12 protein-coding genes are annotated in these 14690 nt (G+C 70.5%); 11 read left to right on the top strand and 1 reads right to left on the bottom strand.

Annotation, left to right across the window (positions count from 1 at the left end; translation table 11 throughout):
• The first annotated feature begins 232 nt into the window (after nucleotides 1–232).
• From ftsZ to SY2F82_RS00640, 6 genes are all read left to right on the top strand, one after another.
• Nucleotides 233–1420 (top strand): cell division protein FtsZ, encoded by a 1188-nt coding sequence (ftsZ, locus tag SY2F82_RS00665; RefSeq protein WP_200416930.1) that lies wholly within the window; start codon nucleotides 233–235, stop codon nucleotides 1418–1420.
• Nucleotides 1417–2145, top strand: coding sequence for a peptidoglycan editing factor PgeF (pgeF, locus tag SY2F82_RS00660; protein ID WP_200416929.1), 729 nt, complete (start codon nucleotides 1417–1419; stop codon nucleotides 2143–2145). The genes ftsZ and pgeF overlap by 4 nt, the downstream gene beginning before the upstream one ends.
• Before the next feature lie 6 nt (nucleotides 2146–2151).
• The gene (locus SY2F82_RS00655) at nucleotides 2152–2871 is read left to right on the top strand and encodes a YggS family pyridoxal phosphate-dependent enzyme (RefSeq protein WP_200416928.1); all 720 of its coding nucleotides are present in this window, start codon (nucleotides 2152–2154) and stop codon (nucleotides 2869–2871) included.
• Between the two features lie 129 nt (nucleotides 2872–3000).
• Nucleotides 3001–3642, top strand: a complete 642-nt coding sequence (gene sepF, locus SY2F82_RS00650) for a cell division protein SepF (protein WP_200416927.1) — start codon at nucleotides 3001–3003, stop codon at nucleotides 3640–3642.
• A 52-nt stretch (nucleotides 3643–3694) separates the two neighbouring features.
• Nucleotides 3695–3985 carry a YggT family protein gene (locus SY2F82_RS00645; protein WP_103839876.1) on the top strand — a complete coding sequence of 97 codons (291 nt, stop codon included), beginning with the start codon at nucleotides 3695–3697 and terminating at the stop codon, nucleotides 3983–3985.
• Between the two features lie 52 nt (nucleotides 3986–4037).
• Nucleotides 4038–5168, top strand: coding sequence for a DivIVA domain-containing protein (locus tag SY2F82_RS00640; protein ID WP_200416926.1), 1131 nt, complete (start codon nucleotides 4038–4040; stop codon nucleotides 5166–5168).
• Nucleotides 5169–5374: 206 nt separating this feature from the next.
• Here SY2F82_RS00640 and ileS read toward each other — a convergent pair whose 3' ends face one another.
• Nucleotides 5375–8512, bottom strand: coding sequence for an isoleucine--tRNA ligase (ileS, locus tag SY2F82_RS00635; RefSeq protein ID WP_200416925.1), 3138 nt, complete (start codon nucleotides 8510–8512; stop codon nucleotides 5375–5377).
• 937 nt (nucleotides 8513–9449) lie between these two features.
• Between ileS and SY2F82_RS00630 the strand changes: the two genes are divergently transcribed.
• The 5 genes from SY2F82_RS00630 (at nucleotide 9450) to SY2F82_RS00610 (ending at nucleotide 14655) form a co-directional block, all read left to right on the top strand.
• Nucleotides 9450–10784, top strand: a complete 1335-nt coding sequence (locus tag SY2F82_RS00630; RefSeq protein ID WP_236041023.1) for a TraR/DksA family transcriptional regulator — start codon at nucleotides 9450–9452, stop codon at nucleotides 10782–10784.
• Nucleotides 10785–10861: 77 nt separating this feature from the next.
• On the top strand, nucleotides 10862–11482 hold the full coding sequence (gene lspA / locus SY2F82_RS00625; RefSeq protein WP_200416923.1) for a signal peptidase II: 621 nt from the start codon (nucleotides 10862–10864) through the stop codon (nucleotides 11480–11482).
• Between the two features lie 84 nt (nucleotides 11483–11566).
• Nucleotides 11567–12511 (top strand): RluA family pseudouridine synthase, encoded by a 945-nt coding sequence (locus SY2F82_RS00620; RefSeq protein ID WP_200416922.1) that lies wholly within the window; start codon nucleotides 11567–11569, stop codon nucleotides 12509–12511.
• Entirely contained in the window at nucleotides 12508–12984 is a 477-nt protein-coding gene (locus SY2F82_RS00615) for a GNAT family N-acetyltransferase (protein ID WP_200416921.1), read from the top strand. Before SY2F82_RS00620 ends, SY2F82_RS00615 begins: the two co-directional genes overlap by 4 nt.
• Nucleotides 12985–13068: 84 nt before the next feature.
• Complete coding sequence (locus tag SY2F82_RS00610) at nucleotides 13069–14655, top strand: Na+/H+ antiporter (RefSeq protein WP_200417750.1); 1587 nt, start codon at nucleotides 13069–13071, stop codon at nucleotides 14653–14655.
• Nucleotides 14656–14690: the final 35 nt, after the last annotated feature.

The following is a 14690-nucleotide window of genomic DNA, read 5'->3' as shown; positions in this document are numbered from 1 at the left end:
ATCACATAGGGTGAAAAGAAAAGCGGGAGGTTCGGCGTGTTCGTTGAACGGGCGCCACTTGTCGACTTAGTGTCCTGTTCGGAAGAGTCCAAGGAACAGACACACTGGTAACCCTAAACTTCAGGGTTAGGGTTCGGGTCGGCGTTCGGACCGTCCCATTCGGCATCTGCCGTCGAGCCGCGGGTCACCCGTGGGGCGACGGCAACGTAATTCGAGGCGAGAGGCCTTCGACGTGGCAGCACCGCAGAACTACCTCGCAGTCATCAAGGTCATCGGTGTCGGCGGCGGTGGTGTCAATGCCATCAACCGGATGATCGAGGTCGGTCTCAAGGGCGTCGAGTTCATCGCCATCAACACCGACGCGCAAGCTCTGTTGATGAGCGACGCCGACGTCAAGCTGGACGTCGGCCGGGAACTCACGCGCGGACTCGGCGCCGGGGCCAACCCGGAGGTCGGCCGCAAGGCCGCCGAGGACCACCGCGAGGAGATCGAGGAGGTCCTCAAGGGGGCCGACATGGTCTTCGTGACGGCCGGTGAAGGCGGCGGCACCGGCACCGGCGGCGCGCCCGTCGTGGCCAACATCGCGCGCTCGCTCGGCGCGCTCACCATCGGCGTGGTCACGCGCCCGTTCACCTTCGAGGGAAGGCGCCGCGCGAACCAGGCGGAGGACGGCATCGCGGCCCTCCGCGAAGAGGTCGACACCCTCATCGTCATCCCGAACGACCGGCTGCTGTCCATCTCGGACCGCCAGGTCTCGGTCCTCGACGCCTTCAAGTCGGCCGACCAGGTCCTGCTCTCCGGTGTCCAGGGCATCACCGACCTCATCACCACGCCCGGTCTGATCAACCTCGACTTCGCCGACGTCAAGTCCGTGATGTCCGAGGCCGGTTCCGCCCTCATGGGCATCGGCTCGGCCCGCGGCGACGACCGCGCGGTGGCCGCGGCCGAGATGGCGATCTCCTCGCCCCTCCTCGAGGCGTCCATCGACGGCGCCCGCGGTGTGCTGCTGTCCATCTCCGGCGGCTCCGACCTCGGCCTGTTCGAGATCAACGAGGCCGCCCAGCTGGTGAGCGAGGCCGCCCACCCCGAAGCCAACATCATCTTCGGTGCCGTGATCGACGACGCCCTCGGCGACGAGGTCCGGGTCACCGTGATCGCCGCCGGCTTCGACGGCGGCCAGCCCCCGGCCAAGCGGGAGAACGTCCTCGGCTCGTCCTCGCTCAAGCGCGAGGAGCCGGCCCGCCCCGCCGAGAGCCGCCCGTCCTTCGGCTCGCTCGGCAGTGTCACGCCGAAGGAGGCCCCGGAGCCCGCCCCGGAGCCGGTGGCCGACCTCCCGGTGCCCCCGCCGTCGGTGCCGCCGTCGCGGACCTACTCGGACAGCGCGGCCGAGGAGCTGGACGTACCGGACTTCCTCAAGTGATAGGACAGCGCGACACCCTGAGCGGCGCGCACTTCGCCTTCACCGACCGGTGGGGCGGGGTGAGCGCCGCTCCGTACGAGGAGCTCAACCTCGGCGGCGCGGTCGGCGACGACCCCGAGGCCGTACGCACCAACCGGGAGCTGGCCGCGAAGTCGCTGGGCCTCGATCCGGCCCGGGTGGTGTGGATGAACCAGGTGCACGGTGCCGACGTGGCCGTGGTGGACGCCCCCTGGGGTGAAAACCCGGTGCCCGAGGTGGACGCGATCGTCACCGCCCGGCGCGGTCTCGCCCTCGCGGTGCTCACCGCCGACTGCACCCCCGTCCTGCTCGCCGACCCGGTCGCCGGCCTCGTGGCCGCCGCCCACGCCGGCCGGCCCGGCATGGTGGCCGGAGTCGTCCCCGCCGCCGTCCGCGCGATGATGGAACTGGGCGCCGACCCGTCCCGGATCGTCGCCCGCACGGGACCCGCGGTCTGCGGCCGGTGCTACGAAGTGCCGGAGGCGATGCGCGCAGAGGTGTCCGCCGTGGAACCGGCGGCGCACGCCGAAACGAGCTGGGGCACTCCCGCGGTCGACGTGACCGCCGGCGTGCACGCGCAGCTCGACCGGCTCGGGGTGCGCGACCGGGCGCAGTCGCCGGTGTGCACGCTGGAGTCGCACGATCACTTCTCGTACCGCCGTGACCGGACGACCGGGCGGCTCGCGGGCTATGTCTGGCTGGACTGATGGGGCATGACGGACCGTAGGGATCACATCGCAGCAAACCTCGCAAAGGTGGAGGACCGGATCGCCGCCGCGTGCGCGGCCGCCGGGCGCAAGCGCGAGGAGGTGACCCTGATCGTGGTCACCAAGACCTATCCCGCCTCCGATGTGCGGATTCTGTCGGAACTCGGTGTGCGGCACGTCGCCGAGAACCGCGATCAGGACGCGGCACCCAAGGCGGCGGCTTGCTCGGATCTGCCGCTTTCGTGGCATTTTGTCGGTCAATTGCAGACCAACAAGGTGCGATCCGTGGTCGGTTACGCGGATCTTGTGCAGTCCGTCGATCGTTCCAAGCTCGTGACGGCCCTGTCCAAGGAGGCCGTACGGGCCGGGCGCGAGGTGGGCTGTCTCATCCAGGTCGCGCTCGACGCGGGGGCGAGCGGCCGAGGGGAACGCGGAGGTGTGGCGCCCGAAGGAATCGAAGAGTTGGGCGACCTCGTCGCGAGCGCGCCGGGGCTGCGGCTGGACGGCCTGATGACGGTCGCGCCGCTCACCGGCGCGTACGCGGGGCGTCAACGGGCGGCGTTCGAGCGGCTCATGGATTTGTCGACCGACCTGCGCAGGGCCCATCCGGCTGCCACCATGGTCTCGGCAGGAATGAGTGCGGACCTCGAGGAGGCCGTTGCGGCCGGGGCGACACATGTGCGCGTCGGCACTGCGGTACTCGGAGTCCGACCCAGGCTCGGGTAACGTCGCCAAGAAGTCGGACCACAGCAGAAAATATGGTCATTACCGCTGCTAGGCGGGCGTAACGACCTCGTGGATCGCGGGCACTTGGCAGTCGTCAGCCGATCCACCACAGAGCGGAGGACTCAGAGCATGGCCGGCGCGATGCGCAAGATGGCGGTCTACCTCGGCCTCGTGGAGGACGATGGGTACGACGGCCGGGGTTTCGACCCCGATGACGACTTCGAGCCCGAGCTCGATCCGGAGCCGGAGCGGGACCGCAGGCGGCACGAACCGACGCACCAGGCGCACCAGGCGATTCAGCCCCAACGGGACGAATCGGTACGCGTGGTGCAGCCGCCGGCGCCGCGCGATCCGGTGTCGCCTTCCGCTTCGCTACCCGCGGAATCCGGGCGTCCGGCCCGCATCGCGCCCGTGGCGTCCATCACACAAGAACGCCAGAGTCTGGAGAAGAACGCACCGGTGATCATGCCCAAGGTCGTGTCCGAACGAGAGCCGTACCGGATCACCACGCTGCACCCCCGGACCTACAACGAGGCCCGTACCATCGGGGAACACTTCCGTGAGGGCACTCCTGTGATCATGAATCTGACTGAGATGGATGACACAGATGCGAAGCGACTTGTCGACTTTGCGGCCGGTTTGGTGTTTGGTCTTCACGGCAGCATCGAGCGGGTGACGCAGAAGGTGTTCCTGTTGTCGCCTGCTAACGTCGATGTCACGGCGGAGGACAAGGCCCGCATCGCAGAGGGCGGGTTCTTCAACCAGAGCTGAGACGCACGACCGGAAAGACGGCACGGGAGCAGGGGAGAGGGAAGCGCGGACCATGGGCGTGTTCCTACAGGTTGTCTACATCGCGCTGATGTGCTTCCTCGTCGTGCTGATTTTCCGGTTGGTCATGGACTACGTCTTCCAGTTCGCCCGCTCATGGCAACCCGGCAAGGCGATGGTGGTCGTTCTGGAGGCCACCTACACTGTCACCGATCCACCGCTGAAGCTTCTGCGGCGGTTCATCCCGCCGTTGCGTCTCGGGGGCGTGGCGCTCGACCTGTCCTTCTTCGTACTGATGATCATCGTCTACATCCTGATCTCGATCGTGGGCAGCTTCGCGAGGTGAATGTGGACGATACGGTCTTGCCGACTGCCGATGACTACGTTGAGGTGAAGACATGCCGCTGACCCCCGAGGACGTTCGGAACAAGCAGTTCACGACCGTCCGCCTCCGAGAAGGCTATGACGAGGACGAGGTCGATGCCTTCCTCGACGAGGTCGAAGCCGAACTGACCCGCCTGCTCCGGGAGAACGAGGACCTGCGCGCCAAACTGGCCGCCGCCACTCGTGCCGCCGCGCAGAACCAGCAGAACATGCGCAAGCCCCCGGAGGGCCAGGACCAGCAGCATCAGCAGCAGGGGATGCGCGGTCCCGGGGCGCCCGTTCCCGCCGGGATATCGGGCCCGCCGCAGCAGCAGATGGGCGGCCCCATGGGTGGCCCGCCCCAGCTGCCGAGCGGTGCCCCGCAGCTGCCGGCCGGCCCCGGCGGCGGTCAGGGAGGTCCCCAGGGACCGGGTCCGATGGGCCAGGGTCCGATGGGTCAGGGGCCGATGGGTGGCCAGCCCCCGATGCAGCAGCAGATGGGTGGCCCCATGGGCGGTCCGATGGGCGGCCCCATGGGTGGTCCGGGCATGCCCGGCCAGGGTCCCGGTGGCGACAGCGCCGCGCGTGTTCTCTCGCTGGCCCAGCAGACCGCCGACCAGGCGATCGCCGAGGCCCGCGCCGAGGCCAACAAGATCGTCGGTGAGGCCCGCAGCCGCGCCGAGGGTCTGGAGCGCGACGCCCGTGCCAAGGCGGACGCCCTGGAGCGGGACGCGCAGGAGAAGCACCGCGTCGCGATGGGCTCCCTGGAGTCCGCCCGCGCCACGCTGGAGCGCAAGGTCGAGGACCTGCGCGGCTTCGAGCGCGAGTACCGCACCCGCCTGAAGTCGTACCTGGAGTCGCAGCTGCGTCAGCTGGAGACCCAGGCCGACGACTCGCTGGCCCCGCCGCGCACCCCGGCCACGGCTTCCCTGCCGTCGCCGTCGGCGCCGTCGATGGCCCCGGCGGGCGCGAGCGCCCCGTCGTACGGCGGCAACCAGACGATGGGCGGTGCTCCGGCCCCGTCCGCTCCGTCCTACGGCGGCCAGCAGCAGATGTCCCCGGCGATGACCCAGCCGATGGCACCGGTCCGTCCGCAGGGCCCGTCGCCGATGGGCCAGGCGCCCTCGCCGATGCGCGGGTTCCTCATCGACGAGGACGACAACTGAGGGTCGTGAAGACGCCGTAGGCGTCGGCAGCGTTCAGGGCGGGGCCCCGGATCTCGATCCGGGGCCCCGCCCTTTCGTGTGGCATCTCTTTCGTGCGAAGTCCTTGGCGCCCGTGTTCGGACCGGGGAGCGGCTGTGCGTACGGACGCAACGCCGAAGGCCCGGGCCCGCCGAGATTTTTCGGCGGGCCCGGGCCTCGGGTGTGCCTTACGCCTTGCGCAGGCGGAAGGTCAGGGACAGGCCCTCGTCGGTGAACGGCTCACCGTAGCTCTCGTCCGCCTCGCCCTGGGCGAAGTCCGTGGCGAGGACCTCCTCGGCGATCAGACCGGAGTGCTCGGTCAGGGCCGCGATGACCGCCGGGTCCGTCGCGGTCCAGCGCAGTGCGATGCGGTCGGCGACGTCCAGGCCGCTGTTCTTGCGGGCCTCCTGGATCAGCCGGATCGCGTCACGGGCGAGGCCCGCCTGCCGCAGCTCCTCGGTGATCTCCAGGTCGAGGGCGACCGTCGCGCCCGAGTCGGACGCCACCGACCAGCCCTCGCGCGGGGTCTCCGTGATGATCACCTCGTCCGGGGCGAGGGTGACGGTCTCGCCGTCGACCTCCACCGACGCCGTGCCCTCGCGCAGCGCCAGGGACAGCGCCGCCGCGTCAGCATTCGCGATGGCCTTGGCCACGTCCTGGACGCGCTTGCCGAAACGCTTGCCCAGCGCCCGGAAGTTCGCCTTCGCCGTGGTGTCGACCAGGGAACCGCCGACCTCGGAGAGGGACGCCAGGGACGAGACGTTCAGCTCCTCCGTGATCTGCGTGTGCAGCTCCTTGTCCAGGGACTCGAAGCCGGCCGCCGCGACGAGCGCACGCGACAGCGGCTGGCGCGTCTTGACGCCCGACTCCGCGCGCGTGGCACGGCCCAGCTCCACGAGACGGCGCACCAGCACCATCTGCTGCGACAGCTCCGGGGCGATCGCCGACAGGTCCGCCTCCGGCCAGGACGCCAGGTGCACCGACTCCGGGGCGCCCGGGGTCACCGGCACGATCAGGTCCTGCCACACCCGCTCGGTGATGAACGGGGTGATCGGCGCCATCAGCTTCGTCACCGTCTCCAGGACCTCGTGCAGCGTGCGCAGTGCGGCCTTGTCGCCCTGCCAGAAGCGGCGGCGGGAGCGGCGGACGTACCAGTTGGAGAGGTCGTCGACGAACGCGGACAGCAGCTTGCCGGCGCGCTGGGTGTCGTACGCCTCCAGCGCCTGCGTCACCTGGTCGGTGAGCGCGTGCAGCTCCGACAGCAGCCAGCGGTCCAGGACCGGGCGGTCGGCCGGGGCCGGGTCGGCCTCGCTCGGCGCCCAGTTCGAGGTGCGGGCGTACAGGGCCTGGAAGGCGACCGTGTTCCAGTAGGTGAGGAGCGTCTTGCGGACGACCTCCTGGATCGTGCCGTGGCCCACGCGGCGCGCCGCCCACGGGGAGCCGCCGGCCGCCATGAACCAGCGCACCGCGTCCGCGCCGTGCTGGTCCATGAGCGGGATGGGCTGCAGGGTGTTGCCCAGGTGCTTGGACATCTTGCGGCCGTCCTCCGCGAGGATGTGGCCCAGGCAGACGACGTTCTCGTACGACGACTTGTCGAACACCAGGGTGCCGACCGCCATCAGCGTGTAGAACCAGCCGCGGGTCTGGTCGATGGCCTCGGAGATGAACTGCGCCGGGTAGCGGGACTCGAACAGCTCCTTGTTCTTGTACGGGTAGCCCCACTGCGCGAACGGCATCGAGCCCGAGTCGTACCAGGCGTCGATGACCTCGGGCACGCGCGTGGCCGTCTTCCCGCAGCCGTCCAGCGGACAGGCGAAGGTGACCTCGTCGATGAACGGGCGGTGCGGGTCCAGCTCCGACTGGTCGGCGCCCGTCAGCGAGGTCAGCTCCGCGCGGGAGCCGACGCAGGTGAGGTGACCGTCCTCGCAGCGCCAGATCGGCAGCGGGGTGCCCCAGTAGCGGTTGCGGGACAGCGCCCAGTCGATGTTGTTGTTCAGCCAGTCGCCGTACCGGCCGTTCTTGACGGTCTCCGGGAACCAGTTGGTCTTCTCGTTCTCCTCGAGGAGGCGGTCCTTGATCGCCGTGGTGCGGATGTACCAGGACGGCTGCGCGTAGTAGAGGAGCGCGGTGTGGCAGCGCCAGCAGTGCGGATAGCTGTGCTCGTACGGGATGTGCTTGAAGAGGAGACCGCGCTGCTGCAGGTCCTCGGTGAGCCGTTCGTCCGCCTTCTTGAAGAAGACGCCGCCGACCAACGGGACGTCCTCCTCGAAGGTGCCGTCGGGGCGCACCGGGTTGACCACGGGCAGGCCGTACGCGCGGCACACCTTGAGGTCGTCCTCACCGAAGGCGGGGGACTGGTGGACCAGACCCGTACCGTCCTCGGTCGTGACGTACTCGGCGTTCACCACGTAGTGGGCCGGGGCGGGGAACTCGACCAGCTCGAAGGGACGTTGGTACGTCCAGCGCTCCATCTCGACGCCCGTGAAGGTCTGGCCCGTGGTCTCCCAGCCCTCGCCGAGCGCCTTGCCGACGAGCGGCTCGGCGACGACGAGCTTCTCCTCGCCGTTCGTGGCGACGACGTAGGTGACGTCGGGGTGCGCGGCGACCGCGGTGTTCGAGACCAGCGTCCAGGGGGTCGTCGTCCACACCAGGAGCGCGGCTTCGCCGGCCAGCGGACCGGAGGTGAGCGGGAAACGGACATAGACCGACGGGTCCACGACCGTCTCGTAGCCCTGCGCCAGCTCGTGGTCCGACAGGCCCGTGCCGCAGCGGGGGCACCAGGGGGCGACGCGGTGGTCCTGGACCAGGAGCCCCTTGTCGAAGATCTGCTTGAGCGACCACCAGACGGATTCGATGTAGGCCGGGTCCATCGTGCGGTAGGCACCGTCGAGGTCCGTCCAGTAACCCATGCGGGTCGTCAGCTCGGCGAAGGCGTCGGTGTGGCGGGTCACGGACTCGCGGCACTTGGCGTTGAACTCGGCGATGCCGTACGCCTCGATGTCCTTCTTGCCGCTGAAGCCGAGCTCCTTCTCGACCTCCAGCTCCACCGGGAGGCCGTGGCAGTCCCAGCCGGCCTTGCGGGCCACGTGGTAGCCGCGCATGGTGCGGAAGCGGGGGAAGACGTCCTTGAAGACGCGCGCCTCGATGTGGTGGGCGCCCGGCATGCCGTTGGCGGTGGGCGGGCCCTCGTAGAACACCCATTCGGGGCGGCCCTCGGACTGCTCCAGGCTCTTGGCAAAGATCTTCTGCTCGCGCCAGAAGTCGAGCACCTCGTGCTCGAGCGCGGGCAGGTCGACCTGGGCGGGCACCTGGCGGTACTGCGTCATCGATCTTCCTCCGGCGGACGTGCTGCTTCCGTCGGAGGGACGAGAGCCGGGAATTCCGAGAATTCTCCGTACGCCGTGTGCGGCGCGCTCCCGCGGTACCACCCTCCTTGGCTCCCCGGTGCGCCGTACGCGCCGGTGAGCCCCCTCATTGGGGTCGCGAAGCCGGTTCTACTGGCCCCTGGGCTCTCGCTGGGGCGTTCTTCCGGCGGCTCCGGGGTGATCTTCACGTCGCGCTCGCCCCCGGGCTCACACCGTCCCCGGGTCGCTCTGGGCTGCGTACGCCGCTACTCGTCCCCATCCACGCTTTTTCGCTCCGCCCAGTGTACGGCGCCGCACGGACGGCGGCCGACCGGATTTCCCGCTCCGGCGGCCGGGGGTGCGACCGGTCCGCGGGTGACCCGAATGGCGAGACGCCGGTCTGCCGGATTCGGGGAGCGCGGGTCCGGCGGATTACCGGGCGGAGAGCTGGGCACAACGGATGCAGGCTCGCCGCGGCGCACGCGCGTGGCGGGCGATTCGCGGGCGTGCCCCGTTGCCGCGGGCCAGAAGTCGATTTATCGTCCCAGCACGACTCGCGCGCAAGATCACAATATGTGAAGGGGCCGCGGCCATGGTGGTGAAGAAGACCGCCGTACAGCAGTCGGCGTCCGGCAGAACCACGGGTGCGGCTGCCTCCGGCGGTGTGGCGGCCAGGAACGTGGACGGAAAGGAGACCGCCCATACGGCGGGGGCGAGGCGGACGGCGGGGACGGCCGGCCGGCTGGGCCAGGCTGCCACCGGGGCCGGGGCCGGGGCCGGGGCCGGGAAAGGTGCGCACGGGGCCGGGGGGACGGGCGCGCAGGGAAGGAGCACGGCGGCGCCCAGGGGCGCTGGAGCGGCAACCGCCGCCCCCGGTGGGGCGACGGACCTCGTGAACGCCTCGGAGGGGCCGGGCGCGATGAGGGCGACGGCTGCCGGGACGGGCGAGCGGACCAGTGGGAGCAAGGCCTCCAGCAAGGCGACCGCCGGGCAGGCCGGCGCCCACCGGAAGGAGTCGAAGGCGGCACCCTCGAAGAAGGCGGCCGGGAAGGAAGGCGACCCCGAGCGTCCGGCGGGTGAGAAGGCGGCGACCGGCACCGCCACCAGGAAGACGGCGGCGAAGAAGAGCGTCGCCGCGAAGAAGACGGCGGCGAAGAAGCCCGCCGGGAAGAAGACCGTCGCGGAAAAGGCGGTGGTGAAGGAGACCGCCGGGAAGAAGACGGTGGCGAAGAAGACCACCACCCGGACGGCACCGGCCAGGAAGACCGTCGCCAAGAAGTCAGCGGCGGCTGAGAAGGCCGTCCCGAAGCAGGCGGCGGCCAAGAAGTCCGTCACCAAGAAGGCGGCCAAGAAGTCCGTCACCAAGAAGGCGGCGGCCAAAAAGGCGGCAACCAAGGGTGTCGTTGCCGAGAAGGCGGCAGCACCCGGCACTGTTCCCGAGAAGGCGGCGGCGAAGAAGGCGGCGCCCGGCAAGGAGGCTCCGGTGACCAGCACCGTCGCTAAGAAGGCGGCAGCGAAGAAGGCCGCTGCCAAGAAGACGGCGGCCGAGAAGGCCGTCACCCCGAAGACGGCGGCCAAGAAGGCCGTCACCCCCAGGACGGCGGCCAAGAAAGCCGCCGCCGGAAAGGCGGCCCCCTCCAAGGCCGCCGCCGACAAGGGCGCCGCGAAGGGCGGCACGACGAAAAGCACCCCTACGAAGAGTGCGGCCAAGAAGAGCACGGCCAAGAAGGCGAGCGAGGTCGAGGCCGCGAAGCAGACGGGAGCCACGACGGTGGTTGCGAAGAAGACTCCTGGGACGGCCACGGCGGACACGGGCCCCACCGCGGTCCCCAAGGCGAGGATCGCCGCGGCCGAGCCCGGGGAACTGGCGGTGCGCCCCGGAGAGGACCCGTGGACCCCCGAGGAGGTGGCCGAGGCGCGCGCAGAGCTGGAGTCCGAGGCCCTGCGGCTGCGCGGCGAGATCGATGCCTCCGAACAGGCGCTGGTCGGCCTCATGCGCGACTCCGGGGACGGCGCCGGCGACGACCAGGCGGACACCGGCACCAAGAACATCACCCGTGAGCACGAGATGGCGCTCGCCCACAACGCCCGGGAGATGCTCGAACAGACCGAACACGCCCTGGAACGTCTCGACTCCGGCACCTACGGCCTGTGCGAGAGCTGCGGCAACCCCATCGGCAAGGCCCGTATGCAGGCATTTCCGCGTGCCACCCTGTGCGTGGAGTGCAAGCAGAAGCGGGAACGCCGCCCATGAGCCCCGCCTGAACACGGGATCCGGCGCGATGGTGTCGTAGTCTCGTCCAGTCAGGGCACCTAAGTTGAGGGATTCACGTGGCAGAGGCGGAGCGCATCATCGGTACGCCGGACATCCCAGACGCGGCCGGGCCGGAGCAGTCCGACGGGCGGGGCCCGGCCGAGGGCGCCGGAGCTCAGGCGCCTGGTTCCGGCGCCGCCGAGCGCCCCAGGGGCAGGCGCCGGATCGCGGTCCTGTTCGCGGTCGCCGCCTTCGCGTACACCCTCGACCTGATCAGTAAGCTGATCGTGGTCGCGAAGCTGGAGCACCACGAGCCGATCGAGATCATCGGGGACTGGCTGAAGTTCGAGGCGATCCGCAACCCGGGTGCGGCCTTCGGCTTCGGTGAGGCCTTCACCGTGATCTTCACGGTGATCGCGGCGGCGGTGATCGTGGTGATCGCCCGGCTCGCCCGCAAGCTCTACAGCCTGCCCTGGGCGATCGCCCTCGGCCTGCTGCTCGGCGGCGCGCTCGGCAACCTCACCGACCGGATCTTCCGCTCGCCGGGCGTGTTCGAGGGCGCGGTCGTCGACTTCATCGCGCCCAAGCACTTCGCGGTCTTCAACCTGGCCGACTCGGCGATCGTCTGCGGCGGCATCCTCATCGTGCTGCTGTCCTTCCGCGGGCTCGACCCGGACGGCACCGTCCACAAGGACTGAGATCGCGGGGCAGTCCACAAGGCCCGAGGCCGTTGTCCACAGGCTCCTCTCGGGGCCGGGGGACCCGTCCGGCATACTCGACGGGTGAGCACCCTTCCCGAGATCCGTACCCTGCCCGTGCCCGACGGCCTGGAGGGCGAGCGCGTCGACGCCGCCATCTCCCGCATGTTCGGCTTCTCCCGCACCAAAGCCGCGGAGCTGGCCGCGGCGGGCAAGGTGCAGGTCGACGGTGCTGTGGTCGGCAAGTCGGAGCGGGTGCGCGGCGGCGCCTGGCTCGAGGTCGAGATGCCGCAGGCGCCCGCGCCGGTGCAGGTGGTCGCCGAGCCGGTCGAGGGCATGGAGATCGTGCACGACGACGAGGACGTGGTCGTGATCGTCAAGCCGATCGGCGTCGCCGCGCACCCCAGCCCCGGCTGGACCGGTCCGACCGTGATCGGCGGCCTGGCGGCGGCCGGCTACCGGATCTCCACCTCCGGCGCCGCCGAGCGCCAGGGCATCGTCCACCGCCTCGACGTCGGCACGTCCGGCCTGATGGTGGTGGCCAAGTCGGAGTACGCGTACACGTCGCTCAAGCGCCAGTTCAAGGAGCGCACGGTCGACAAGCGCTACCACACGCTCGTCCAGGGCCACCCCGACCCGACCAGCGGCACCATCGACGCACCCATCGGCCGCCACCCCACCCACGACTACAAGTGGGCGGTCACGGCCGACGGCAAGCCCTCGGTCACGCACTACGACCTGCTCGAGGCCTTCCGCTCGGCGTCCCTGCTCGACGTCAAGCTGGAGACGGGGCGTACGCACCAGATCCGCGTCCACATGGCCGCCCACCGGCACCCGTGCGTCGGCGACCTGACGTACGGCGCGGACCCGACGCTCGCCAAGCGGCTCGGCCTGACCCGCCAGTGGCTGCACGCCGTACGCCTCGGCTTCGAGCACCCGGGGGACGGGCAATGGGTGGAGTTCGAGAGCGCCTACCCCGCCGACCTGCAGAAGGCGCTGGACAAGGTGCGCGAGGAGAGCTGGGCATGAGCGCCGGGAACGCCGGTTACGTCGTGCGGATCGCCGAGGAGCCCGCCGACCGCGAGGCGTGCTTCGCGGTCCGCAAGGAGGTCTTCGTCGGCGAGCAGGGCGTGCCCGAGGACATCGAGTACGACACGTACGACGCCGCCGCCGTGCACGTCCTGGCCGTCCGGGAGGACGGCGTGCCGCTCGGTACGGGCCGGCTGCTGCACGGGGAGGCGGCCGCCGCCAAGAACGGCGGCGACGCGTCCGTGGGCTCCCTCGGGCGTCTGGCGGTGACGCGGGAGGCACGCGGCCTGGGCGTCGGCGCCCAGCTGGTGCGGGCCATCGAGGACGCGGCACGCGCGCGTGGTCTGACGGCGGTGGACCTGCACGCGCAGACCCAGGCGCTGGGCTTCTACGAGCGGCTGGGCTACGCGGCGTACGGGCCGGAGTTCCCCGACGCGGGGATACCGCACCGATCGATGCGGCGCTCTCTGTAGTGAAGCAGGAAAAACGGGTGAGAAGGGTGGCATGGCAGGCTTGAGACCTGCTGTGTGAACGTCGAACCTCCCGGAGCGCTCACCGTGGACCAACTGGCCCTGTTCCTGCTGCTGTTGCTCGGGGCCGTGGTGAGCGTCCCGGTGGGGGACCGGCTCCGGCTGCCGGCGCCGGTGCTGATGACCCTGCTCGGGATCGTGCTCGCCCTGCTCGACTTCGTGCCCAACGTCAACATCCCGCCCGGGCTGATCCTGCCCGCGCTGCTGCCGCCGCTGCTGTACGCGGCGGTGCGCCGCACGTCGTGGCGGCAGTTCACGGCCAACAAGCGGCCCATCTTCCTGCTGGCCGTCGCGCTGGTGTTCGTCACCACCGTGTGCGTGGCCGCCGTCGCCCACGAGGTCGTGCCGGGGCTGCCGGTCGCCGCGGCGGTGGCGCTCGGCGCCCTGGTCGCGCCGCCCGACCCGGTCGCGGCGACCGCCGTCGCGGGACAGCTCGGGCTGCCCCGCCGCCTGGTGTCGATCCTGGAGGGCGAAGGCCTGTTCAACGACGTGACGGCGATCGTGCTCTACCACGTCGCGATCGCCGCCGCCGTCAGCGGAACGTTCTCGCTGCCGCACGCCCTGGTCGAACTCGCGCTCTCCGCGGTCGTCGCCCTCGCCGTCGGGTGCGCCCTCGGCTGGGCCGCCAACAAGCTGCTCGACCTGCTCGGCGACGCCACCCTGCAGATCGGCCTGACGCTCCTCGTGCCCTACGCCTCGTATGTCCTGGCCGAGGAGCTGCACGGCTCCGGTGTGCTGTCCGTGCTGGTCACCGCACTGTTCCTGGCGGAGTACGCGGCCGATCCGGACGATGTGATGATGCGGCTCGCCGGGCACACGTTCTGGGACGTCGTGGACACCCTGGTCACCGGGATCGCGTTCGGGCTCATCGGGCTGGAACTGCACCACGCGATCCGGACCGCGTCCGGGCGGTGGGGCGAGATGCTCGGCTGGGCCGCCGCGATCGTGGCCGTCGTGGTGTTCGTCCGCCTCGCGTGGCTGCTGCCCGCGACCTGGCTGACCAAGCGGCTGCACGCCAAACGGAACTACGACGAGGAGATCCCGGTGTCCTGGCGGGAGACCGTCGTCATGTGGTGGTCGGGCATGCGGGGCGTGGCGTCGGTGGCGCTGGCCCTGGCCATTCCACTGACCATGGACGACGGATCGCCCTTCCCCGGCCGGGACGAGATCGTCTTCATCGCCTTCGGGGTGATCATCGCCACGCTCGTGCTCCAGGGGCTCACGCTGCCGTGGCTGGTGCGGAGGTTGAACGTGCGGGCCGACACGGAGAGCGAAAAGGAGTTCGAGCACGCGCTGGCGGTTCGCGCGGCCAAGGCGGCGAAGCGCAGGCTGAAGGAGATCGAGCAGGTCGAGGAGCTGCCGGACGAGCTGTCCGAGCAGTTGCTGCGGCGGGCCTTCGACATCGGCGCCCGTATCAGCCCCGACCTCGGGGACGAGGAGCGGCGCGAGGCACACGAGCAGCGGGCCCGGCGCGTCAAACGGGTACGCAGGATCCACGGGGAGATGCTGAGCGCGGCACGCCACGAGGTGCTGGCGGCACGCAGCGAACCGGGTGCCGACCCGGAGATCGTCGACCGGGTGCTGCGCCACCTGGACGTCCGCAGCCTGCGCTGACATCCGCCGCCGGGCCGTCCCGCGACCCGCCCGGA

Source organism: Streptomyces sp. Y2F8-2 (assembly GCF_014905555.1).
Classification (GTDB): Bacteria; Actinomycetota; Actinomycetes; order Streptomycetales; family Streptomycetaceae; genus Streptomyces; species Streptomyces cynarae.
Note: the sequence above shows the minus strand (reverse complement) of the source record. Positions and strands in the feature narration are given on the sequence as shown.